General features: G+C 24.6%; 19 protein-coding genes. All 19 read left to right on the forward strand.

The window, feature by feature from the left end:
• Positions 1 to 2: 2 nt before the first annotated feature.
• Positions 3 to 281, forward strand: a complete 279-nt coding sequence (locus tag STURON_RS01935; protein ID WP_075048199.1) for a hypothetical protein — start codon at positions 3 to 5, stop codon at positions 279 to 281.
• Between the two features lie 10 nt (positions 282 to 291).
• Entirely contained in the window at positions 292 to 3,996 is a 3,705-nt protein-coding gene (locus tag STURON_RS01940) for a protein translocase SecDF, variant type (RefSeq protein ID WP_075048200.1), read from the forward strand.
• A 10-nt stretch (positions 3,997 to 4,006) separates the two neighbouring features.
• The gene (locus STURON_RS01945; protein WP_075048908.1) at positions 4,007 to 4,519 is read left to right on the forward strand and encodes an adenine phosphoribosyltransferase; all 513 of its coding nucleotides are present in this window, start codon (positions 4,007 to 4,009) and stop codon (positions 4,517 to 4,519) included.
• A 121-nt stretch (positions 4,520 to 4,640) separates the two neighbouring features.
• Positions 4,641 to 6,968 (forward strand): RelA/SpoT family protein, encoded by a 2,328-nt coding sequence (locus STURON_RS01950; protein WP_075048201.1) that lies wholly within the window; start codon positions 4,641 to 4,643, stop codon positions 6,966 to 6,968.
• 15 nt (positions 6,969 to 6,983) lie between these two features.
• Positions 6,984 to 7,346: a MerR family transcriptional regulator gene (locus tag STURON_RS01955; protein ID WP_082236168.1), complete on the forward strand. Its 363-nt coding sequence runs from the start codon at positions 6,984 to 6,986 to the stop codon at positions 7,344 to 7,346.
• Positions 7,347 to 7,411: 65 nt separating this feature from the next.
• Complete coding sequence (locus tag STURON_RS01960; protein ID WP_075048202.1) at positions 7,412 to 8,401, forward strand: aldo/keto reductase; 990 nt, start codon at positions 7,412 to 7,414, stop codon at positions 8,399 to 8,401.
• Positions 8,402 to 8,545: 144 nt separating this feature from the next.
• Positions 8,546 to 9,709, forward strand: a complete 1,164-nt coding sequence (locus tag STURON_RS01965) for an ABC transporter ATP-binding protein (protein WP_075048203.1) — start codon at positions 8,546 to 8,548, stop codon at positions 9,707 to 9,709.
• A 33-nt stretch (positions 9,710 to 9,742) separates the two neighbouring features.
• Entirely contained in the window at positions 9,743 to 10,411 is a 669-nt protein-coding gene (locus tag STURON_RS01970) for a hypothetical protein (protein ID WP_075048204.1), read from the forward strand.
• Positions 10,412 to 10,491: 80 nt separating this feature from the next.
• Positions 10,492 to 11,307, forward strand: coding sequence for a hypothetical protein (locus tag STURON_RS01975; protein ID WP_075048205.1), 816 nt, complete (start codon positions 10,492 to 10,494; stop codon positions 11,305 to 11,307).
• Between the two features lie 122 nt (positions 11,308 to 11,429).
• On the forward strand, positions 11,430 to 12,134 hold the full coding sequence (locus STURON_RS01980; RefSeq protein WP_075048206.1) for a DeoR/GlpR family DNA-binding transcription regulator: 705 nt from the start codon (positions 11,430 to 11,432) through the stop codon (positions 12,132 to 12,134).
• Between the two features lie 3 nt (positions 12,135 to 12,137).
• A complete protein-coding gene (locus STURON_RS01985) occupies positions 12,138 to 13,079 on the forward strand; it encodes a 1-phosphofructokinase (protein WP_075048207.1) in 942 nt (313 codons plus the stop codon).
• 12 nt (positions 13,080 to 13,091) lie between these two features.
• Positions 13,092 to 15,371, forward strand: coding sequence for a PTS fructose transporter subunit IIABC (locus STURON_RS01990; protein ID WP_075048208.1), 2,280 nt, complete (start codon positions 13,092 to 13,094; stop codon positions 15,369 to 15,371).
• Between the two features lie 116 nt (positions 15,372 to 15,487).
• Positions 15,488 to 16,195, forward strand: coding sequence for a hypothetical protein (locus tag STURON_RS01995; protein ID WP_075048209.1), 708 nt, complete (start codon positions 15,488 to 15,490; stop codon positions 16,193 to 16,195).
• Positions 16,196 to 16,236: 41 nt separating this feature from the next.
• Entirely contained in the window at positions 16,237 to 17,688 is a 1,452-nt protein-coding gene (locus STURON_RS02000) for a hypothetical protein (RefSeq protein WP_075048210.1), read from the forward strand.
• Positions 17,689 to 17,697: 9 nt separating this feature from the next.
• Positions 17,698 to 21,789 carry an ABC transporter permease gene (locus STURON_RS02005; protein ID WP_075048211.1) on the forward strand — a complete coding sequence of 1,364 codons (4,092 nt, stop codon included), beginning with the start codon at positions 17,698 to 17,700 and terminating at the stop codon, positions 21,787 to 21,789.
• Position 21,790: 1 nt separating this feature from the next.
• Complete coding sequence (locus STURON_RS02010) at positions 21,791 to 22,825, forward strand: hypothetical protein (RefSeq protein ID WP_075048212.1); 1,035 nt, start codon at positions 21,791 to 21,793, stop codon at positions 22,823 to 22,825.
• A gap of 101 nt (positions 22,826 to 22,926) precedes the next feature.
• Positions 22,927 to 23,502: a CatB-related O-acetyltransferase gene (locus tag STURON_RS02015; RefSeq protein WP_075048213.1), complete on the forward strand. Its 576-nt coding sequence runs from the start codon at positions 22,927 to 22,929 to the stop codon at positions 23,500 to 23,502.
• Between the two features lie 21 nt (positions 23,503 to 23,523).
• On the forward strand, positions 23,524 to 24,759 hold the full coding sequence (hisS, locus tag STURON_RS02020; protein ID WP_075048214.1) for a histidine--tRNA ligase: 1,236 nt from the start codon (positions 23,524 to 23,526) through the stop codon (positions 24,757 to 24,759).
• Between the two features lie 2 nt (positions 24,760 to 24,761).
• Positions 24,762 to 26,486: an aspartate--tRNA ligase gene (gene aspS / locus STURON_RS02025; RefSeq protein ID WP_075048215.1), complete on the forward strand. Its 1,725-nt coding sequence runs from the start codon at positions 24,762 to 24,764 to the stop codon at positions 26,484 to 26,486.
• Positions 26,487 to 26,488: the final 2 nt, after the last annotated feature.

Below are 26,488 nucleotides of genomic sequence, written 5' to 3' on the forward strand. Positions count from 1 at the left end.
AAATGGATTTTATAGAAATGGAGTCAGCAATAACTAAAATGCTTTCTCTAAAATTATTAGAATTAAGAAAAGAAATACCGTCTATAAAACTTATAGATATAATAAATTATTTTAATAACATAGTTGTTAAAAATAATAAAATATATGATTTAAATGATGTTGCTTTTTATATAATGAATATAAAAATTAATAAAATTTGTGAATATTTAAATTTTGTTGAAATTTCTACAGCTAGTAAGTCAGAAATTAAAACTGATTTAGAAAGTATCTTAGAGGGATAAGTGGTTTAAAGTGAACAATAATAACAATAAGAAAAAAAATATTAAGAAATCTTCAATTATTAAGTTTTTTTCAATGATAGTAATATTGTCTGGATTAATCATAGGAATTTTCTTTTCATCTTTATTCTTTTCTGATAATTATAAATTAGGATCTGACTTTAAAGGTTACTATTCAGCACTTGTTAGTGTTGATAATACTAATAATGATGAAAGTACTGAAAATCAACCAAATGGTAATGCTGAAGAAGGTGCTAAGGTTTTAAATGATAGATTAAACCCTATGGGAAGTAATCAAATAATCATTGAAACAGCAGGTAAAAACTTTTTAAAAGTTATGTCACCAATGGATATTTATGAAAGTGAAACTGTTTTTGCTAACCAAATACAAAGAAATGGTGGAATAGTTCTTTTAAATAATGAAAATAAAGATATGCAAATTAGTGGTGAAAAAGATAATATCACTAGAAAAGGAATAAGTGATTATTTTACAGCAGCTACTGCTACTACAATTACAGGTAAACTTTCTAAAGAACCAGCTATATCTTATGATTTAAATGGAGATAATTTTACGTCATTGTTTCCTTCTGATGAAACTAATCAAACACCATTAAACTTGAAAATAATGATTGATGCTGATGGTTTTTTTAATGATATAAGAAATTTTTATAAATTAATTTCTGGGGATTTAAAAGATAGAGTTAATTCTTTCTTTGATATAATAATAAATCCATTAAGAGACACTTATAAAAAAAGTGATGAAGATACAAAAAACATATTATTTGATTTATTTTATGGAAAGTGAAAAACTGAAACTAGTGGTGGTATAAATGATTTCCAATATGGTTCATTAATCACAGATGACATTTCTAACACTCAATTTTTAGACTCAATTGTTGATTCTTTCTCATATGAATCAGACACTTCTAAATATGTTTACGATGCAAATGCAAAAACCGAAGATTTTAAAACTGAAGAAGGAAAATATCATAATAATATAAAAATTTATAAAGAAGGACAAGGTCATAACTTAGTTGATTTTAAAAGAATAGACAGTGTATTCTCATTATTAAGTTCAAGTTTAATAAGTTTTTATAATAATTTTAAAGATACTATTCAAAATAAAAACAAAAAATACTATAACAATATGGAAAGTTACTTTCTATTTAGTGGTTCAATCTTAAAAAATGGTTCTGAATCAAATGACGGTTATATTAAAGACAATAAATTATATACAAAAACTCAAAATGACTCTAAAGCAAGAATTGGAGCATCACTATTTAACGCTTCTGGTAAAGGTTTTGTATTTAAGGTTAATAGTGTTGCTACTTATAATGCATCTGTTACAAAAATAATGCTTATTATAGGAATTGTTTTTATGGCAGTAGTTGCACTAACATTATTTATTTACATGTGCTTCTTTTATAGATTACTTGGTCTATTTGCAATGATCATTACTTTAGCTATAATTGGTACAACATTATTGACAATAACATTATGGTTTGGATTAACAATTGGTCCTGAAACAATAATTGCAATATTTATTCTTGTAGCTATTAATGTTGAAATATTCTCTTTAATCTTTGAAAGTATGAAGGAAAATTACTTTTTAAAACAAAGGGGATTAAAAACAAGCTTTAACTTATCTGTTAAAGAAAACATAGCATTAATTTTCGACATAATTGTTGCAATTTTAATACCAGTTGTAAGTATGTTTTGATTAACTTCAAATACAATTCAATCATTAGCTATTACATTAACTATTGGATCATTATCAACAATCATTTTTGCAGTTATCATAGGGCTGATATTATTTAAATTATGTGTAAGTACAAACATTTTAAATAAATATCCTAGTTTATTCGCATTAAATACTCTTTCAAAAGGTTATGAGTTCTCTAAATTATTTTTAATAATTAAAATTAATAAGATTAAATCAAAAATTGCAAAAAATATTAGTAAAAATAATGAAAGTGAAAATGTTGATTTAAATAAAAAACTTTTAGTTTTAGAACAAAAATTAGAAGATCATAGATTAAAACTTGAAAATAAAAAGCAAGCAAAAAGTGATAAAAAAATTGCAAAACTAAATATTAAACTTGAAAAGTACAATAATTTGTTAAAAACTATTGATAAAGAAAAAAACTCTTATAAATATCAAAAATTGGAGTTTAAAATTAAAGACATAAATTATTTAATTGGTAATGACGTATTGGAATCTGAAACCGATGAAACAATTGTTGTTTCATCAACCAAAGAAAGATTAAGAGTTAAATCAACCGAAAAAGTTATTTATACTGGTTTAAAGGTGCTTCCATTATTTACAATCTTAGTAATAGGTCTTTCTATAATACTTGGATTCTTTGTTGGTGTTAAATATGACAATACATTTGGTGGAAGAACTGAATATACATTATGAGGAGACCGAATTGATACATTATATGATCAAATAGGTAACTTAGATTCAGATGATGCTCCAAATGGTTTAGAAGAAAAAATTGCTTCTTTACAAAATCAATTTAATGAGTATAAAAATGAAAACCACTCTAATGATGAAGTAACTTTCAAAAAGACTCAAATAGTTAGCGAGTTCATCAATTATTCTTTCTTAAATAATAATGTTATAAATTATATTGCAAATGCACCAAGTTCAAAACCCTATAATAATACAAGTTTCAATGTATCTAATGGTACTAATTTTAATTACAATAAGGTTGAATCATCACAACAAGAATCAATTAATTGAATAACTTTAAGTGTTTCAACTACTGATAATTCACAATCTGCAATTGTTAAAAGATTTTTTAGTAATTTATATGTTTCAAAAGATGACGAACCTTCAGCTGAGTCTGGATTTATAACTAAAAGAATTAATCCTTCTACAATGTTAGATTTAACTATACAGTTAGCTTACAGTGTATTAGCTTTAATATTAGCTTTAATAATATATATAATTATTAGATTTAAATGAACTTATTATGTAGCAATGGCAATTGGTGTAATTGCAACACCTTTACTATTAAGTGGATTGATAATTTCATTACAAATACCTTTCGGAAGTTTAATAATTATTGGTATAACTACTTCTATATTATTTGCGCTAACAACTTCATTCGCAATATTTGGTAAAGTTCGTAGTTTAATTGCTTCTAGAAATCAAAAATCATTAGTTACATTCTTTAATAAAGAAGTTGAATATGCATATCAAATAAAAGAGAAAAAGCGTCAAATCGCACATGAAATATTTTTAGAAAAGCAAGCTTTGAAAATTAAGTTAAGTGAAAAAGAGCATTCACGTGAAGAACTAAGAAAATTAAATTTAGAATTTAACAAATTTGCATATGAAAAAAGATCAGAGTATAAAAAATATGCACGTGAAAACAAAGAATTAATCTATAAAGTAGCAAAAGAAAATAATTACTTATCAGAAATATTAGTAAAAACATTTAAATTTGGATTTACTAGATTCTTATTAGTATTTACATTATTCTTATCTTTATCATTATTATTAGTTATAGCAATAAATCCTATTTTATATTTTGGTATTGCATTAATATTAGGTGTAATTATATCAAACTTATTCATCCTATTTTTATCTTTACCTATATTTATATATTTAGAAAAAGTAAGAATTAGAAATAATTTAGCAAGAAAAAGATTTATTAATAAATTAGTTGTTTCAAACGAAGAACAAATTATAGAAGGAATAAACGACTAAAATGAAAAATTTAGATTTAAGGAATTATATCCTTGAAGTCAATGATTTTCCAAAAAAAGGAATTCGTTTCAAAGATATAACTCCTCTTTTGAAAGACTCAGAAGCTTTCAAAACTATGGTTGATCTAATGGTTGATTTCGTAAAAAAATCAGGCGCAACAATAATCGTTGCACCTGAAGCAAGGGGATTTTTATTGGCATCAGCAGTTGCTTATGCTTCAAATTGTGGTCTTGTAATTATTAGAAAACCTGATAAACTACCTAGAGAAGTATATGAAGAATCTTATGAACTTGAATACGGGACTAATAGATTACAAGTTCATAAAAATGATATCAAGTCATCTGATAAAGTATTAATATTAGATGATGTACTTGCAACTGGTGGAACAATCCAAGCAATTATTAATCTTGTGAAAAAATCAAATGCTACAATTGTGGGATTACTATTTTTAGCTGATTTAAAATTTCTTCATGATGATAACTTGTTTAATGAATATAATAAGCACGCTCTTATTGAATATTAAAAAAATAATTGTAAATCAATTATTTTTTTACTTTAAATATAGTCAAAATTTTACTTAGTTATAAAATTAATATAGAATTAATAAATAAGATTACTTTTATTTTTTAAAAAGGAGTGTAATAATGACGCCATTAGATTATGAATTTGATTATATTGAATGTAGAGATGTAAATACATTGATGTCTGAAATGAAGAAGTATATTAAAAATAAGAAGGCACTTGACGAGGTTAAAAGAGCTTATTTTTATGCTGAGGAAAAACATAAAGAACAAAAAAGAAAAAATGGTGACCCATTTATTGTTCATCCTTTATCATCTGCTTATTATTTGGCACAATGAAGAATGGGACCTAAGACTATTATAGCAGGTCTATTACATGATGTTATTGAGGACACTCCTGTCACATTCTCAGAAGTAGAAGAGATGTGAGGTACAGAAGTAGCAGATATTGTTGAAGCAGTTACAAAAGTTAGTTACTTTACAAAAGAAAATCGTGAGCAAATGAAAGCTAACTATCTAAGAAAGCTTTTTTTATCTATGATTAGAGATATTAGAGTTATTATTGTAAAAATTGCTGATAGAATGCATAACTTATTAACGCTAAAATATATGAGTGTTGAAAGACAAAAAGTTATTGCAAAAGAAACTCTAGAAATATATTCAACAATTGCTCATAGAATTGGTATGAAATCAGCTAAAAATATTTTAGAAGATTATTCATTTTATTATCTAAATCCTCAAGAATATAATAAAATTAAAAGTTTATTAGAAGAAGATATTGAGTCTAGAAAACTTATTATCACTGACATGATAAACGATATATATAAGAAATTTAAGCAAAATGGGTTGCAAAATGATACCATTGTTTTTGGACGTTCTAAGACTATTTATTCAATATATAGAAAAATGAATCAGTTTGGTAAATCCTTTTCAGATATTAATGATATTTTAGCTATAAGAATAATAACTCCAAAAGTTGATGATTGTTATAAGATATTAGGTTGAATACATAGTATGTATACACCATTATCAGGTCGTTTCAAAGATTATATAGCGACACCTAAAAATAATTTATATCAATCAATTCATACTACATTAGCAAATAAAGAAGGTATTATTTTTGAAGTTCAAATAAGAACAAATGAAATGGATGATATTGCAGAGCATGGAGCTGCTGCTCATTGAAAGTATAAAGAAGGAGAAAGAAATATAAGTGTTGAAGAAAAACAAAAAGAAATAGATCAAAAAGTAGATATGTTCACAAGATTAATGAATTTAGAAAAATTAGCATATGAAAATTTAGAGATTGAATACAATGATGACCATAATTTTGATTTTGAATCTGAATTAGAAGAAACATTTAAAAGTGATTATTTAGCACCTTTAATATACATTTTAACCCCAGATGGAACTGTTGTTACAATGCCTTTTGGGTCTACGGTTCTCGACTTCGCTTATAAAATTCATACTGAGATAGGTAATACAACTGTGGGTGGTAAAATTAATGGAGTTTTTTCACCATACAATACAATATTAAATTCTGGTGAAATGGTAGAAATACAAACTTCTAAGGAAGTAAAACCACAAGAAAAATGACTTAGATTTGTAAGAACTGCAGCTGCAAAAAAGGCTATTGAAGCTTATTTAGCTGATCAAAAAGTTATTGAAGAAAATAAAGAAAAAATAACTAATAAAAAAATAATACTTAAAACTAAACGAGAAATTGATAAATTCATTATAGAAAAACAATTAAAATGAAAAGTTAACTCACATGAAGATATATTAAGAAAGTTAGAAGAATTGGATTTTAAAAATATTGATGAATTTTTATTAAATGTTGGTAAAGGCCATTATACAATCGAAGAAGCTGTAAACTATGTATTTATTTCTAAAGATAAACTTAAAGATATAAATGTAATTAATGACATAAAAACTAGAAAGTTTAAATCAAGTAAAGCAAGAAATGATTTAATAATTAATGGTATAAGTCAAGTAGAGTGCACATTAAGTAGTTGCTGTTATCCTATTCCATATGAAAGTGTTGTTAGTTTTATCACTAAATCTAAGGGTATTCAGGTTCATAGAAATAATTGTATAAATATCAAAAGTGTTATCTCTATTAAAAATTTATTAAAAACTTCATGAAATAAGGAAGTAACCGATGAAATTAAATATTGTACAAAAATTAAAATTGAAACTTATGATAGACCAAATTTATTTTTAGATTTAATAACATTAATTTCAAATAGACGTTCAAGCATTCAAGAGGTAAGATTAATAGTTAATAATGAAACTTATATTGTAAATATTAGTTTAACAATTTTAGTTTCTAATTTAGATGAATTAAATAATATTTTAACAAGTGTAACTGAAATACCTGGAGTAATTAGTGTAAAAAGATCAACAAATGAAAAAGAAGAAGTTAAACAAGGCATCTATAAATATATTTAGTAGGAGATTAAATAAGTGAAAAAACTATATTTAAAAGATATTTCAAAAGAAATAGACTTGCCAGAATATGTTTTAAGATTTTATGACAAAAAAGGTCTTATTCCTTTTATGAATAGAGATGAGAATAACTATAGATATATTTATTATGATAAAGTTTCTTGATTAAAGACAATTTCTTGTTTAAAAAAAGCAGGTATGCCATTAAAAGAGATTAAAAAATATGTTGATTTAGCCTTAGTTGGAGAACAAACATTTGAAGAACGTTTAAAAATCATATTAAAGCAAGAAAAAGAAACTTTAAAACAAATTGAAGTTTTAAAAGAACAACTTGAATTTATTCAGTATAAAAAAGAATTTTATAATAAAAAAAGTAAATAATTCATAATAACTATTGCATTAACCTAAGTTTAATCTTTTATCATATTATTGAAAGGAAAATAATTATGAAAAAAAGAATATTAGGTAAAAATTTAGAGGTATCAGAAATTGGTCTTGGTTGTATGGGGCTAAGTTTTAGTCTTCCACCATTTCCTGAAAAAAAAGAATCAATAAAGTTTCTTTTGGAAGCATATAATGAAGGAGTTACATTTTTTGATACAGCTGAAATTTATGGTCCATATATTAATGAAGAATTAATAGGAGAAGCTTTTAAGGACATAAGAGATGAAGTTGTAATTGCAACTAAGTTTGGATTTTCTTATGATGATAATAATAATGTAATTGGTGTTGATAGTAGTAGAAAAAATATTATAAGAATGGTGGACAGTTCATTAAAAAGACTTAAAACAACTTACATTGATTTGTTATATCAACATAGAGTTGATCCAAATACTCCTATTGAAGATGTTGCAGATACTATGAAAATTTTAATAAAGGAGGGTAAAATTAAACATTGAGGATTAAGTGAAGCATCAGCAAACACTATTAGAAAAGCAAACGAAATTTGTCCTTTAACTGCTGTGCAAAGTGAGTATTCAATGTTTTGAAGAAATGTGGAAAAGGAAATCTTGCCAACACTTGAAGAATTAAATATTGGATTTGTACCATTTTCTCCATTAGGTAAAGGTTTTTTAACAGGTAATATTAAACCAGGAAATAAATTTCTAAAAGGTGATTTTAGAAATACAGTTCCTAGATTTAATAATCCTGATTATTTAGAGAAAAATTATGAATTAGTTAAATATTTAGAAATAATTGCAAACAAGAAAAATACATCAACCGCTTCTATTGCATTGGCATGATTATTGCATAAAAAAGATTGAATAGTTCCAATTCCAGGTACAAAAAAATTGAATAGATTAGTTGAAAATATAAGTTCAACACAAATAATCTTCTCAACATCTGAGTTAAATGAAATAGATAAAAAATTAAACGAAATTAAGATTTTAGGTAATAGATATAATGATGTATATGAAAATTTAATTGATAAATAAAAAAATAAAACTTTTTAGTATAAAATTAATATATAAGTTAAACTTAATCTAATCAATCATAAATTGTAATAATGAATTGAGTAGATTATTTTGTTTTTTTAAGGTATAATTAGTATAATATTCTTTTATAATGAGGTGAATGTTTTGGAAAATAATGTTGTTATATTTAAGGACTATGTTAAAAAATTTAAAAATACTAAAATAGGTCCTTTAAATTTTGAAATAGAAAAAGGTAAAACAACCGCAATATTAGGTGCAAGTGGTAGTGGAAAGTCAGTTGTCATAAAGACAATAATTGGTGCCATTTCTAATTTTGAAGGTGATGTAAGAGTTTGTGGTTATTCTAAGAAAAAAAGAAAAGCTCATTTAGCAAATAAAGATGTAAGTTTCTATACCCAAATGGATTTTTCATTATATGAAATGAATGTTGTGACATACCTTAAGAACATGTGTATTGTTTTAGGTGTTGAAAAAAAGTCTATTAATCATAAAGTTGATTACTGATTGGATTTTTTTGATTTAAAAAAAGATGCTCATAAAAAAATTAAAAACTTCTCATGAGGAATGCAAAATAGATTAAGTCTTATATTATCTTTAATTAAAGATACAGATATAATAATTCTTGACGAACCAGGAGCTAATTTAGACTCATCTTGAAGAAATAAAATGAGAAATTTATTAATTGATTATAAAAATCGTGAAAGAACAGTGGTTATAACATCACATAATATTGATGAAATTAATGATCTAATTGATTATTATGTAGTTCTTGATAAAGGTAAGTTAGTTTTTAAAGGTTCAAAAATTGATTTAAATATGTATGCAAAATATAAAATGTATTTTTATGAAAGATTTGACTATGAATCATTCCAAAAGTTTTTAAATGGAAAAAACATTAAAGCTTTCAAATATGATGAACTTGAAAATTCAATAGTTTTTGCAACTAACTCCACTAAGGAAATTAACTGAATATTTTTATACTTAATAAAAGAGACTACACCAATACTTAATTTAGTTAAGCTTCCTGTTAATATGGATTCAATTTATAAGGCTTTAGAAGATAGTGACCAGTTTAATAAGGATTTAATCGAGAATAATAATGTATTGGACAAAAAAAGTAAAAAACTTGCATTGAAATTAGAAAAAAAAGCAAAAAAAGAAAAAGATAAGAAAAAAAATTTTATAGAACAAAAAACAACATTAAATAATAGTCTAGAAAGTGTTAAAAATGTAGAATCAAAAGAAACAAAATTTTTTGATACAAATAGTGGTAAACCCGTTGCTAAAGAATCAGAAGATAAAGAATAAACAAAAAAAACAAAAAGTTGGGTAGGTCGATTTATGTACTATGTAATGTGAGTAAGAAATAATTTATTTTATATTCTTGATCAAAATAGAATATTTTGTGGAATGTATGATAATTTTCAAAAAGCTCTTTATGCTTGTCAACAAATGAATAATAATCTTTTGAATGGTGCTATATCACCGTCACCTTTTACTTTGCCATATAATGGCGGTTCAATGTATAACTATAATAATTACCCTTATATGAATCATACTGGTTATAATCAATATGGTTATTATATGGGAATGCAACAACCTCAAACTCTTTTGCCAATGCAATATAGTACAATGCCAACTTATAATAATTATGCATATTCAAACAATGTTGGAATGCAACAACCTCAACCAATTCAACAACCACAGTTTAATGGCTTTGAGAATTTGATGCAACAACCTCAACCAATGCAACAAACTCAACCAATGCAACAACCTCAACCAATGCAGAAACCTGATACTATGCCTATGCAACAACCTGATACTATGCCTATGCAACAACCAATAAACTCAACAGTTGCTGAAACTAGTTTTGAAGATAAAAAAAGTATATTAAATGAAGATTTAGAAACAAAATCAGAAGAATTAATTAATTTTGATGATACCACTGAAGAGTGAAATATAGATTCAAAAAAAATTAAAAACTTTATAAGTAAATTTAATAAAAAATAAGATTAGACATTTGTTAACCAATAGGTTAATCTTTATCAATCTTTTTTATGATATAATAATATTTAATAGGAGGATTTCTTATGAAAAAAGAGATGATCTATTTATCTATACAAGAATTCATACAAGCTAATCTTGATTTTAATATCGCTTCAAATCGTAAAGAGTCAGAATATGATTTTAATTTTACTAGATGAAAAACTATAATTTTCTCAAGTCAAAAATTAAAGTTTATTCTTAAGTACACGCAATCAGTATTTCAGTGATTAAGTAAAGTTGTTAATATTCAAAACTTTAATGTTTCAATCGACACAACTACTGTCGATAGATTTAATTTATCAATATATGAGTTTGATAGACATGTTTTTAATTGCTCTTTATTCACAAATTTTTATTTAATTGAGGAAGAGGATTGATCTACTAAGGTATTTGAAATGCATTTTTCAAAGTATGATCTAATTAATGGTGAAATTAATTTAAAAGAATTAACTAGTTTTTGAAAAGGTGAAGAAGGTTTTGAAAAATTTGTTAATGTTTTATATGCTATTATGAAAGAACCATATAAATACGAAAAAGTTTCTCCAATACAATGACAAATAGATTTTAAAGATAAAAAAATATCTTCATCTCAAATAAGAATGCAACTTGCTTCATTAGTTCAAACTGGTATTAGACCTCAGGACCCATACTTAACCATTGAACAAGCTGAATTAATTGAAAAAGGTGCTAGCCCACAAGCTATAGCGACTAAATCAAAAGAAGAATCAGAAAGTAAGGATGTAATAAATCCTTTGTGAGATGAAGCAATTGAACAAGAAAATCTTTACAAAGATTTAGAGTTTGCTATGAGAAAGTCAAGAGGACTGGACCAAAAAAAAGTAAAAAGGAAAAGAAGATAAGTACTAACTTTATTTTTTATTTTCATTAAACTAACCAAAAAAGACCAAAATAAACTAAAAAAAATAAAATATTTAGTTTATTTTGGTTTTTAGTAGTATTATATATTTGAGGTGAGTAAAAGATGTTCAAAGAAAAAAGATTTGAATTAATAATTGAGTATGTTAATAAAAATGGATATGCAACAAATGAATCAATATCAAAAGAACTCAGTATTCCTTTTACCACTTTAAGACGTGATTTGAATGAGTTACATAACCAAAATTATTTGATTAAAGTTCATGGTGGTGCCAAGACTTTAAAAGAAAAATCTATATTAGAGGCTAATTTTAGTGAAAAAATATCTGATAATATTGATCAAAAAAAAATAATTGCGGAAAAAGCTTTATTATGTATAAAACCTAATGAATCAGTATTTTTAGATGCTGGTTCCACTACATATTTTTTAGCCAAAATTATAAAAAAAGACTTAAATAATAGGATTTATACAAATTCAATTCTTCATGCACAGGTTTTAGCAAATAATGGTATAGAAGATATTAATATCTTACCTGGTAGATTAAAGTTAAAAACAAATGCAATAGTTGGTGTAGAAACAATAAATTCTTTAAAAAAATATTATTTTGATGTTGCTTTTATTGGCATTAATGCAATAGATTCTGACTATAATTTCTATACAACTGATGAAGATGAAGCTGAAATAAAAAAAATAGTTGTTAAAAATTCACATTTAGCATTTGCATTGGCTGATAAAAGTAAATTAAACTCTAGATCTTTTGTCAAATGTGGTGATAAATCTCAACTAGCAGTTATAGATGAAGAGGTGTAATAGATGATTTATACATTAACATTAAACCCTGCCGTTGATCACATCATTCTTGTTAATAAAAACATAGAACTTGGTATGACTAATTATTATAATGATGATTATAAAGTTGTTGGTGGTAAAGGTATTAATGCAGCTATAATTTTAAATAACTTAGGTGCAAATGTTGAAGCTATTGGAATATTGGGAGAAGAAAATAAAGACATATTTTTCAATAAATTCAATGAAATAAAACTTAAAAATAATTTTTACCTTAACAAAGGGAATACCAGAGTCAATTATAAAATTAAGAACTTACAAATAAGGCAAGAAACAGAATTAAATGGTTTGGGGTTTAATGTAGATAATAATAATATAATTAGTATTTTAAATTACTTTAAAACCAAATTAAAAGAAAAAGATATAGTTGTTTTAACAGGAAGTACGGCAAAAGGTATTAATGATGATATTTATAATATCATAGGTAAAATTGTTAATGATAAAAAAGCAATTCTTATATGTGATTGTACTAAGGATTTACTTTTAAATGTATTAGAATCTAAACCTTACCTAATAAAACCAAATCTTGAAGAAATTTGTGCTACTCTAAAAATCGATTTTAAAGAAAATTTTAGTGATGAAGAAATATTTAAACTTGTAAATATGTTAAAAGAATTAGGGGCACAAAATGTTTTGTTAAGTATGGGGTCAAAAGGAAGCATATTTTTCTCTTCTAATGGGGAAATATATAAAGTTGGTACAGCAAAGGGTAAACTTGTTAACTCTGTTGGAGCTGGTGATAGTATGTTGGCTGGATTTGTATTTGGATTATCACATGATTTTAATATTGAAAAAGTATTACAATACGCCGCTGCCTCAGGAGGAGCAACAGCTTTTACTGAGTGATTAGCAGAAAAAAAAGAAATAGAAGGTTTAGTTAATGAAATTGAAGTAATTAAACTAAAATAGAAAGGAAAATTTATGGAATTAAAAGATTTATTCAAAAAAGAAATATCCTTCTTTAATAAAGATTTAAAATCTAAAGAAGAAGTTATAAGTTTCTTATCAGAAGAATTATTAAAAAATAATTTTATAAATTCTAAAGAAGATTTTGAAAAGGCAGTTTACAAAAGAGAATCTGAAGGTTCTACAGGTGTTGGTGATGGAATTGCAATACCTCATGTATTAAATCCAACAGTAAAAAACTCAGCCATTGGATTTGTTAAGTTAAAAAATAAAATTGATTGACAATCTTTAGATGACCAACCAGTTGATTTAGTTTTTATGATAATGACTAATGGAAAAGATGGTAATGAGCACCTTAGTGCTTTAGCAGATTTATCAGGTTATTTAATGAAAGCAGATGTGCAAAGTACTTTAAGAAATTCAAAAAATGTTAATGAAATTAAAAATGTATTAACAAAAGATACAAAAGTAGAAAAAAAAGAAAATTCAACTAAAGGTTATGATTTAATAGGTATTACTGCATGTCCAACGGGTATTGCTCATACCTATATGGCAGCTGAAAAACTTGAAGAATATGCAAAACAAAAAGGTTATACAGCAAAAATTGAAACTCAGGGTAGAAGAGGTATAGAAAACCGCTTAACTGCAGACGATATTGAAAATGCAAAAGTTATTATCTTTGCACATGACAAAGCTTTAGAAGGACTTTCTAGATTTAATGGTAAACAAGTAATAGATACTTCAACAAAAGAAGCAATTTTTAAAGGACCACAATTAATTGAAAAGTTTGAAAAAGGTGAGAATTTAAAAACTATAAAAGCTGCTTCAGATGAGGGTGAAGGTTCTGGTGAATTGACTCTAAGAAAATTTCTTGATATAAAAGGAAATTTATTAGGTGGATTATCAAGAATGCTTCCATTCGTTGTTGCTGGAGGTATCATTTTAGGGATAGCTTTCTTAATTGATTTTGCAGCAGGTAATGGTGATGCAAAAGGTAATTTTGGTGTTACTAGTCCTGTAGCTGGATGATTTGCAGCAATTGGTAAAACATCTATGACAATGATGGTACCGATATTTGGAGCTTATATAGCATATTCAATTGTTGGCTCACAAGGTTTAATGCCAGGTATGATTGCAGGTTTATTTTCAACAAATGTAATGAATTTTGCTTATGGAGACCCTAAAGTATCTTGAAGCGGTTTATTTGCAAGATTACTACCAGAAAATATTAGAGGAATGGAGTCTGGATTTATTGGTGCAATATTTGGGGGTTATTTAGCAGCTTTACTTGTTTTTGGTTGATCTAAAGCAATGAATAAATTTCCAAAATCTCTAACAGGTGTAAGAGATATAGTATTTATCCCAGTAATTTCATTATTATCAATAAGTTTGTGTATGTTTGCAATTAATATCCCCTTGGGATACTTAATGAGAAGTATTCAAGATGGAATACAATGACTAGCAGCTAATAATTTATTAGTATTAGCTTCTGTACTAGCTGGATTTATGATGTGTGTTGACATGGGGGGTCCAATTAATAAAATAGCTTATGCTTTAGGTAATTTATCAATAGTACAAGGTTTAATTACTGATCCTAATGCTACAGGATATGATCAACAAACAATAATTATGGCATCAGCAATGATAGCTGGTATGGTGCCACCAATTATGATTGCATTATGTACAGTAATTTTCCCAAAAGTTTGAACTATAAAAGATAGAGATGCAGCTAAGGCTAACTGATTAATGGGAGCTTGTTTTGTATCAGAAGGTGCAATACCATTTATGGTTAAAGACCCAAAAAGAGTTGCAGTCAGTGCAATGATTGGTGGTACAATTGTTGGTATTATAATTGGTCTTGGTAAAGTTACTCTGTTAGCAAGTCATGGTGGTGTATTTGTATTTGCACTTTTATCTTCAAAACTAGTAGATAGTTCTACTTCATTAACAGGGGCTTCAATAGGTACTGGTATAGGAATCACTCTAACTGCATTAATTATAGCTTGTTTTATAAGTGCATCAGTTTTAGGATTCTGAAGAATGTTAGACATCAAAAGAGGAGTTCTAGTATTAGATTCAACTAATGGTGTAAAAGATTCAATAAATGCTAAATTATTAAAATTAAAAAATAATCCTAAAGAAAAAACTAATAATGAAGAAAAAATACTAAAATTACAGTCAAAACTATCAAGTTATGAAGAATATGAATCTAATTTAAAATTAAAAAATATTGAATATCTAAAAAACTTAGAAGAAAAAAGACAAAAAAAAGTACAAAGAAAAACTAATAAATAATTAAAAAAACCAACATTTAAATGTTGGTTTTTTAGTTATAGATATAGAATTTTTTCTAAATTATATTTATTTACATTATTACTTAACTTGTTATAATTAGTTTAATAGGTGATAATATGAAGAAACTTAAGGGCAACAAACTATTTATATTTTTTATTTCAATATTTGTTTTTTTTATTATCTCAATGATGATTTTTTATTCAAATACATATTTAGTTTTGAGTATTTCAAGCTTCTTATTCAATTTTAATATAATCTCTTTACTTTTCTTTATAATAATTTTTACATTATTTTTAATAGTTAAGTTAGCTAAAATTATTGATAAAATTAACAGCAAAAAAATGTCAATTAATTATAAAGATTTTAACGACATCATTGACATCTTTAAAAATCTTAATTTTTCAAAAGGAATATTATTTATAACAATTCCAATTCTGTTTTTAAAATGTTCATCTATATTTAATAAAAATTTTAATAATCAAAATTTAAATATATTAATTATTTTAATGGTTTTAATTAGTTTAATATTTATTCTTAACATTATATTATTTTCATTGTTAATATTATCAAAACGATTAATTAAAGAAAATCATATTATTTTTTTAAATGTTTCATTTATAGAAAACAATATTGAAGATTTTATTGATTCAAATATATTTTTTATAAATAATATAAGTTTAAATAATTATAATAAATTTTTTAATAAAAAAGTATTTTATATAAATACATCTTTTAAGATAGAAATTGAAATAAAGATAACTACACATTTCTCAACTTTATTGACTCAAATGAAAAAGGCATCAGCGCCACCTTCTTTTAATTAATTAATTTTTTAAATAATAAAAAAAAAGAAGGAGAATATAATATGAAAAAACTTTTAACTATTTTATCGTCTCTAACAATATCTTCAACTTTAATCACTCCAATTGTTATAAGTTGTGGTACAGAGAATAAAGAAAATAAAGCAAAATTTAATCTTGATGTAAATTCAATTAGTGGTTCAGCAGGAGAAAGAATTTTTGCAAATATTACAAATTATGATGATTTATCAAAAGATAACTTACCTGATACTATTGAATATACTGAAAAAGATTATTTAGAAGTTACAATTGATCATTCAAATAAAAGAATACAATTTGATTTATTAAAATCTACAACTAGTGAAATTAAAGTTAAAATTTTATCAGTTTTAAAAGAAGAATTAACAGTAACTGTAACAATTGATAAGGAAAAACTAAGTTTAAATAAGGTTGTAAAAGTAAAACAATTTATAGCAGGTAATAAACTTGATGATGGCACAATTGATGCAAGCATTGCAGTTGGTTCTGAAGGTTTTAAAATAACAAATAAATCTATTATAGATAGTTTAAATAATGTAAATCAAGCTAGTATAGATATAAATCAAGTTGATATAGAACAAAAAAATGCAGGAGAAAATGGAATTGGTGCAGCTTATGAAATAAAAGCTAAAAAAGAAAGTGAGAATTTAACTGGTTCAGTTACAGTAACTTTAAATAAGGGTATTAATGTAAATGATTTTTTTGTAAATAAAGATTTAGGAAATATATTTTTATATAAAGGTGCTTATAGTCAATTAGAAAATGTTTTAAAAGATGAAAAAGATAAAACAAGTATAATATCAATGGCTGTAGAAAATTTAGGTGCTGCTAATAAAGATTTTGAATATTTAAGAGGTAACTTGTTATTTTTTGCAAAAGGAATTACAACCAATGCTCAATTAATGATTGAAGGTGCGACACCATCTAATAAAGGAATTGTATTTAATAATATTCCTGATATGAAAATTTTTAAACCATCACAAACTCTAAAACTAAGTTATAACATTGTTGAAGAAATTCGAATGACATTATTTGAAGCACTACCGGAATCAAAAATAAAAGTATCAAAAGAATTATATGAAACACAAACATATGAAAAATCATTAGAACTTAAAAAATTAGTATATAGCAATCTAAGCGAAAGTTTTAAAAAAACAATTTCTGAAGAGCATTTTATAAGTTTCACAAGAATTAAGTATAATGTACAAAAATCAAATAATGAAAAACAATTAGTTACTAAAATTGACGTTTTACCTGGATCAAATATTTTTTATGGACACGATGGTGGTTCATTTAATTCTTATATTGTAACTGATAAAAGTTTAGAAGGGTTCACCAATGGTGGAGATTTGTCTAAATATGAAGAAGGTAAAAAGTTAGCTGAAAAATATTCTCAAGGAATGGGATTTTATAACATGTTTCTTGCAATGCAAGGTAACTTTTGTCAAGGTCATGATATTTTTGAAGTAGAAAATTAGGACTAAATAATGAAAATTCAAAAACCTTTCTTTAAAAACTCTTTCAAAAACTTAATAAAAAACAAGATTCAATTAATTGCAATATTGATTCTTGTTTTATTATCTTCATTTATGTTTACTGCAAGCTTTTCATCAACTAGTAGAATAAACAACTCTTATAATGATTTTATTTCTGAAAGTAAAAGTAATTTGCACGATTTTACAATAAATTTAGATGGCACAACTTATGAAAATGACTTTGAAAAAGATAGCTTTAAAAATATAAGTGACACAGGTCAAAGAGATAATTTAATAATTTCATATTTACAAGATAAATTAGAGAATTCAGATGATAGTTTTATATTTGATAGAGTTGAATCTAGAAATTTTAAATTGTCTGATTCGAAAACAATTAAGGCCATTACTTTGAACCCTTATCAAAAAGTTGATAAGTTTGTTGTTTCAAAGGGAATGTCTTTAAATAAATGAAAAGATTATAATAATTCTATCAATGACTATACTAAAAATTGAGTATACATAAGTGAAAACTTTGCAAATAAAAATAATATTAAAATTAATGATATTGTAAGATTGCAAGAAGATGAATTTGGTTCTTCAGTGCTAGTAGAAAACAGTGAAAAGAAAAAAGTTAATCTTTCAAAGTTTAAGACTAAAGATATTAATTTATGAAAATCAGATAGTAATTATTCACAACAAAATTGATTCCAAGTGGTTGGTTTTGGTAGTTCAGCAGATTTTTCTTCTCCAATTATTAATGAAGAAAAACCTTTACCAGATACTAATAATGAAGGGTTGTTTTATTTAAATCCAGAAAACTTTGGCTATAAATATGCTTTTTATGATTCTATTTATAGTTCAAATGAGTTTAATTTTTCAGATCATGAAAATCGCAGAGTATGAGTAACCAATAATGAACTAAAATCTAAAGAAACATTAAAGGCTAATTCAAGTAGCGACATTGAAGTTAGTTATTCAGGTAAATTTATTTCAAATAAAAATAAAAATACAGATTTAATAAATGATTACTTAACAAATCTTTCAAAAGCAAGTGATATCAATTTATATGCTAGTTATTCAAATAAATTGCAAAATATTACTAAGGTAGTTTATTCGTTAGATGATTCAAGTTATAAGTATTATTCAAGAACTGATTATGTTAATAAAGCATTGAGTTTTTTTAAATTATTAGGATATATTGTAACTGGTATTACATTACTTATTGCAATAATAATGTTAATAATAATGATTAAAAATGATTTAAAAAAAGCATTTTCGCAAATAGGTGTTTTAATATCATTAGGTTATAAAAAAACATCTTTAGTCTGAGCTACTAGTTTATATCCAATTTTTATATCTTTAATTGGTGGAATACTTGGATATTTTATAGGAACATCAATTCAAGAACTAGTTGTTAATGTTTTCAATAACTTCTTTCAAATTGAAATGCAAAGTTTTAACTTTTCTTGAGAATCAATATTAGTTAATATTTTTGGGATATTTATTTTTTTAGAAATTATTACTTTAGTAACTTATTTTTATGTATTAAACTCTTATAAACCATTAGAAATGATTCATTACGAAAACAAGAAAGCAACAAGTAAGTTTAATTTATTTGCAAAAAAAATATTAACAAATAGAAAAAAATTTGACTCACGTTTTAGGGGTGCTATACTTTCATCATCATTAGTAAGACTGCTCTCAGTATTTTTAGTAATAAGCACTTCATCATTTTTAATAACTTTGGGTACCATCATACCTGGAATTTTACAATCAAATTTAGATAAAACTTATAATAATTCTAAATATAATAATCTTGTAGAATACGAGTCTCCTATATACAATAGTCCTAAAAGTTTTTCAAAAACTTATAATCCAGATTCTACAATTGATAATTTTGATTCTTTAACTTCAGATGAAATAGCTAATATGTATATAAATAATAATATTTCTAATAAAGTATTTAAACCTTCAGATGACTTATCTAGTTTAAATGATTTAACTTATAAAAATATAGATATTGATTACTTGAAAAACTTTAATTTAAATATTGATGGTATTGGATCAAACGTTTCTCAAGAACAAAAAGACAATTTTACAAAAATTACAATTTTGAATTTATGAAAAGATTTAAAAAACTTTAAATTAGATAAATATTGAAAAAAAGAATCTTTACTTAAAGTAATTTTAAGTAATTCATCTTCAGCTGAATCAATTGATGATTTAGAAGCAATTAGACTATTTTACTCTAAATACAAAAACTCTATTGGTTTATCAGATGTATTTGCCAATGAAAAAAGAAAAAATTATTTTTTAGAGTATGATGATCATGTAATTAATACAGATGATAATTTAAATAAAAATGTTATAACAAATTCTGATTTAAAAGCTTTATCATTACAAGCACCATTGATTCATTTAGATGATAATGGAAAAATCGAAGATGATGATGCATTAACTTTTAGTTTATATAATTTTGTAAATCAACCAGATTGAGAGTCACAAAGAATATACATCATTGTAAGTATTTATAATTGATTCCAAGCTTTGTTTTATAATAATTTTCAACAAGCTTTCTTACAAGGTATTTATAATAATTCTCCAACTACAATAAAAGAAATTATTTTGCAAAATTATAATAATGATTCAGGTTATTATAATATTTCTTTTGGAACAACTCCTTATAATAATGAAACAGATGATTTAGGAGTTTATTTAAATGCCACTTATAAATCTGAGGATTTAAAAATTTATGGTGTTGAGAAAAATAATAAAACTCTAAATTTAATAAACTCATCAAAAGAAAACTTAATTAATAATATTTCTGATAGCGAAGATGGAATTTTAATAAATCAATCATTAGCTAAGAGGTTAAAATTAAGTATTGGAGATAAAATTAATGTAAACCATCTTATCAATTCATTAAGTTACAAAAGTCAAGAAGTTAAGATGGATAGCTGAAATTATGATGACTTAAACGCAAAAGATAGTGAAGGTTTCACAAATACACAAGAAATTTATAATAATTCTTTATTTGATAACAAAGTATCAGATTGAAAAAATCAGCAAATTAATGAAAATAATCCACAAAATATTGATGGTTATGTTTATAAATCAAATATTGATTTAAATTCAGAAAGTAGTGTCAGTGCTAATTTGATGTCTCAAAAATTAGCTGAAGGTTTAGTCACAAAAAATATTGAACAAGTTAATTTTGAATACACTGTAAAAGGTATAGTTGACAAGTATGGTTCTAATAAAGCTTGAATAAATAATTCAACTGCTAAAAAAATCACTAAATATGATTTAGCAGAAAAATATTTATTTAATGTTTTTATGAAAGAATGGGAAAATCCTAAAAATAATAAAAATTTAACTAGTTTGATTGATTTCATTAAAAATAATAAAACTAAAGAAAATGCCTATGAATTATTTGTAGAATTTACAAATAATTCAGAAAATTCAAAATATATGGATTTATTCAATAATCAATACCCAATTTTTAATTATAAATCTTCACTTAATGCAGATATTATAGATATTACTAAGGGGGTTTCAACAACTCAATTATATGGAGATTATTCTATGTTTGGTTTAAATGGGGGATCTACAACTCAAAGAGATTACAACTCATTTTCAACATCTTCTATTAGTACACTTGATTCTATAACAGAAGCAAAAAAAGTTATATCTAGAATTAATGATACAATTTTCTTAATCCTTTTATTAATTATTGTTGTATGAACAATATTAAGTGGTGTAATTATATTATTAACAATTAATTTAGTTATAAATGATAATCGAAAAATTATATCTTCAATGAAAATATTAGGGTATAAAGATCTTTACATTGCAAGATTATTTATTTTTATCTATGTTCCTGTTGTAATTATTAGCGCATTGTTAGGATTTAGCATTTGTTACATTGCTGTATTTGCGGCACTACCTTTATTATATTCTACAATCGTATTACCAATAATATTTCAATGATGATATTTAATTCCAGGTATTTTAGGATCTTGATTATTATATATATTTAGTGTTAATCTAAGTTGATTCTCACTAAAAAGGTTAAACATGTTACATATTGTATTGGGAGGTTAGTATGAAAAAAGTTCTTAAACTATTTACATTAGCTATATTAATGGTTTCAACAGGTACCTCTGTTGCTTGTTCTAACAATTCGTATGAAGATAATATAGAAAGACCTGAACCAATACTTCCAATAAGTAAAACTGGTTTTAATGATATTGAAATTGATGATATTGAAGTTAGTAAGTATGCGTATACATATGATTTATTAGATGTTATAAATAACAAACTACTTAAAGCAAATTATGATCTTGATAGAATACAATATGATATTTATAAAAATGATATTGAAATAAATCTAAATGATGATCTTTATCGTAATGGTAATTATAAGTTTATTTTAACTAATAAAGATAATCAAAATGATACAATAACTGCAATTATAAAAATAACTAATTCTTTATACTTACAAGATAATTTCCAAGTTACTGATATTGGGGAAGTTTATGATCACAGACCAAGATCTATTTTAATGAGTTTATTATTTTATAATATAAGCATGATTAAGTATATTCAAAAAGTTGGTGATGAATTAACAAAAGTTTCTAACTATACTTATAACGATAGTTTAGATGGTGTAACTATTCAAATAAATGATAAAAAACCTGAGAGTAAACCAAAAAACTTTTATGGCAAGCTAAATTTGACTTATAAAATTAATCCTTTTGATGAAAATAATGGATATACAAATATTAAGTTTCCTGCAACTATTGAAAAAGTAATTCAAAATGGTGATGAAACTAAAAAAGTTATAACTGATTTAGGCAATTTAAGCGATAGTAATGTTTATACTGTAATAATGTATTTAATTTCTACAAATTCTATAGCTTATAATTATTGATCTCTATTATTAAATGATTTTGATATCGATAATTTTAAAGTAGAACCTAAAGGAAATAACTCATATGTATTAAGACTGTTTACAAAAAAATATAATGAAGATGAAAAACTCCCAGAAAAACCATCTGAACAAAATGGTGAGTACAATAATTCTTCACATTACATAAAGGATACTGATGGAATTGAAATAAAATTTACATCTTTATAAAAATAAACGTTAATTAATTAACGTTTTTTATATGTTTTTATTTAATTAAGTTTCAAATTTATTTATAATCTTATATAATCATTATGTTTATAGGATAAAAAATGGCTAAATCAAATAAAGTATTTATTTTAAATAAATATATAACTAATAAAAATATAATTGTTGGTGATTATACTTATTTATATACATTTAATGGAATAAATAACGCTATAGAATGACAAAATAAAAATGTACTTTATCATTTTCCAGAAGTTTATGATGATTATTTACATATAGGAAAGTTTTGTGCTATTGCTGATGATGTAAAAATATTTATGAATGGAGCAAATCATAGAATTGAATCATTATCAACATTCCCATTTGAAATGTTTGCTGACTTCAAAGTTGATAATATAAAAAGAAATAAAGTTTTCAAAAACACAATTATTGAAAATGATGTTTGAATTGGAAATGGTGTAACAATATTACCTGGTTTAAAAATTGGAAGTGGTTCTATAATTGGTGCTAAATCAGTAGTTACAAAAGATGTTGAACCGTATTCAATTGTTGCTGGAAATCCTGCAAAGTTAATTAGATTCAGGTTTGAAAATAGTAAAATAAAGGAATTATTAGAATTAAAATGATGAGATAAACCAGTTGAAGAAATTAAAAAACTAATACCATATCTTACAAAATAGAAAAATTAAAGGTGAAATAAAATGACTCAAAAACCAAGGGGCACTGAAGATATTTATAATGAAAAAGCAAAACAATATTTTGCATTAGAAATGATAATAAGAAACATTGCTGATAATTTCAATTATTCTGAAATTATAACACCAACATTTGAACACTCAGAGTTATTTAAAAATAATGTAGGAGAAACAACAGATATTGTAACAAAAGAAATGTATAATTTTTTAGATAAAAAAAATAGAGAATTAACTTTAAAACCTGAAGGTACTGTACCAACAGTTAGAGCTGTGATTGAAAATAAGTTATACATTGCTGAAAACTTGCCTTTAAAATTATTTTATTTCTCAAGTATGTACAGATATGAAAGACCCCAAAAAGGTCGTATGAGACAGTTTAATCAATTTGGTGTTGAAGTTTTTGGACCAAATAGTCCAGAATTAGATTCAGAATTAATCTCATTTTGTTATATGATTTTAAATTCAATTGGATTAAATGGTTATTCATTACATATAAATTACATTGTTACAGGCGAAGAAAGATTAAAATACATAGAAGATTTAAAAAAATATTTATCTAAAAAGAAACTTTGTGAAGATTGCAACATAAGAATTAATAAAAACCCTTTAAGAGTGATTGATTGTAAAATAGATCGTAATCAATTCGAAGATATTATTGATATGAAAGACTACATTAGTGACTTTGATAAAAACTTCTATAATTCATTTAAAAGAAATTTAAAAAATATTGGTATTGATTATATTGAAGATAAAAAACTTGTAAGAGGTTTAGATTATTATACAGGAATAGTTTTTGAAATAGATGATGAAAATGGAGTTGCTATTATTGGTGGTGGTAGATATAACACTTTGTTTGAAAAGATGTCTAATATATCGTTACCAGCTTCTGGTTTTGGAATAGGTATTGAAAGATTACTTTTATCTTTAGATAAACAAAATATAACATTATATGAAGAATATGAATTAGATGCATTTATAATTGCTTTAACTGATAAAGCCAAGGCTTTTTCAAACATTCTTTTATTAATGCTAAGGAATAACAATTTAAAAGTTGATTTTGAATATATGAATAAAAGTTTGAAATCAGGTTTTAAATCTTCTGAAAAATATAATCCTAAAAATATCATTATAGTTGGTGATAATGAGATAGCTGAACAAACTGTTATAGTTAAAAATCAAAAGTCTAAAAAAGAAGAAAAAATTAAAATTGAAAAAATCGTAGAATATTTAAAAAAGGAGTAATCATGAAAAGAACACATACATGTGGAGAACTTAGTATAAAAAATTTAAATGAAAAAGTTACTTTGCAAGGTTGGGTAGCGAAAGTTAGAAAACTAGGGGCTATGACATTTATTGATTTAAGAGATATTTATGGAATAACTCAATTAGTATTTGATGAAAGTAACGTGATAAAATCAACTAATATAAAACCAGAATTTGTTATTGAAATAACTGGTCAAGTTATTGAAAGAAAATCCAAAAACTTTGACATTAGTACTGGAGAAATTGAAATAAAGGTAACAAATCTTATAGTGATAAACGAATCTGAATTGACTCCTTTTGAAATAAAAAATGATATTGAGGCTCAAGAAGATACAAGGTTAAGATATCGTTATTTAGACTTAAGAAGACCCGAAATGCAAGAAAACTTTATTTTAAGACATAATCTTTATCAATTAATAAGAAAATACTTCTCTGAAAATAAATTTTTTGAAATCGAAACTCCAATATTTGGTAAATCAACACCAGAAGGAGCACGTGACTTTTTAGTTCCTTCAAGGCTAAACAAAGGTAAATTTTATGCTTTGCCACAATCACCACAGTTGTATAAACAATTATTTATGATATCTGGTTTTGATAGATATTTTCAAATTGTCAAATGTTTTAGAGATGAAGATTTAAGAATTGATAGACAATTAGAGTTTACACAATTAGATATGGAAATGTCTTTTGCTGATTCAAATGATGTGATGGAAACTATTGAAAACTTATTAAAAAACATTATGTTAAATATTAAAGGTATTGAATTTAAAGAAAACTTTATTAAAATGGATTATTCTGAAGCAATTGATAAGTATGGAATTGATAAACCTGACTTACGTTTTGAACTCGAAATTAAAACGTTAGATAAAGTTTTTGAAACTACATCTATACCATTATTTAAAGATAAATCAAACAAGTCTATTAGATCTATTTGTGTAAATAAAATATTAACTAAAAAAGATTTAGAACATCTAACTGAAATTGCAAAACAAAACTCAGTTAATATTCTTGCTTTTGCAAAATATGATAACAATGAGTGAACTGGTTCAATAGGTTCTAAATTAAGCGAAGAAGAAAAAGCAAGTTTAATTAATGAATTCAAAATTAATGAGTCATCAACATTATTGTTTATTATTGATGATTATTATATTGCAAGTAAGGCACTTGGTGCAATTAGAAACGCTTTAGGAAACTTATTATCACTTATAAAAAAAGATGATTATAAATTTCTTTGAGTTGTAAACTTTCCTTTATTTGAATATTCAGATGAAGAAGAGAGATATGTAGCTGCTCATCATCCATTTACTATGCCTTCAGATGAATCAATCGATAACTTTGACACTGATTTTAAAAATGCAAAAGCAAAAGCTTATGATATTGTTCTAAATGGTTTTGAACTTGGTGGTGGAAGTCAAAGAATAACAAATAGAGAAATTCAAAATAGAATGTTTAAAGCGATAGGATTTGATGAAGAAAAAATTAAAACAAACTTTGGTTGATTTGTTGATGCTTACAAATATGGCGCACCGTATCATTCTGGATGTGCTCTTGGATTAGATAGATTATGTATGTTACTAAGTAACACTTCTTCAATTAGGGAAGTAATAGCATTTCCTAAAAATTCATCAGGAATAGACCCAATGACAAATGCTCCTGATAATGTAAAACTAACTCAATTAGATGAATTACATATAAAAACTAAATAATT

The organism is Spiroplasma turonicum (genome assembly GCF_001262715.1).
Taxonomy (GTDB): domain Bacteria; phylum Bacillota_I; class Bacilli_A; order Mycoplasmatales; family Mycoplasmataceae; genus Spiroplasma_A; species Spiroplasma_A turonicum.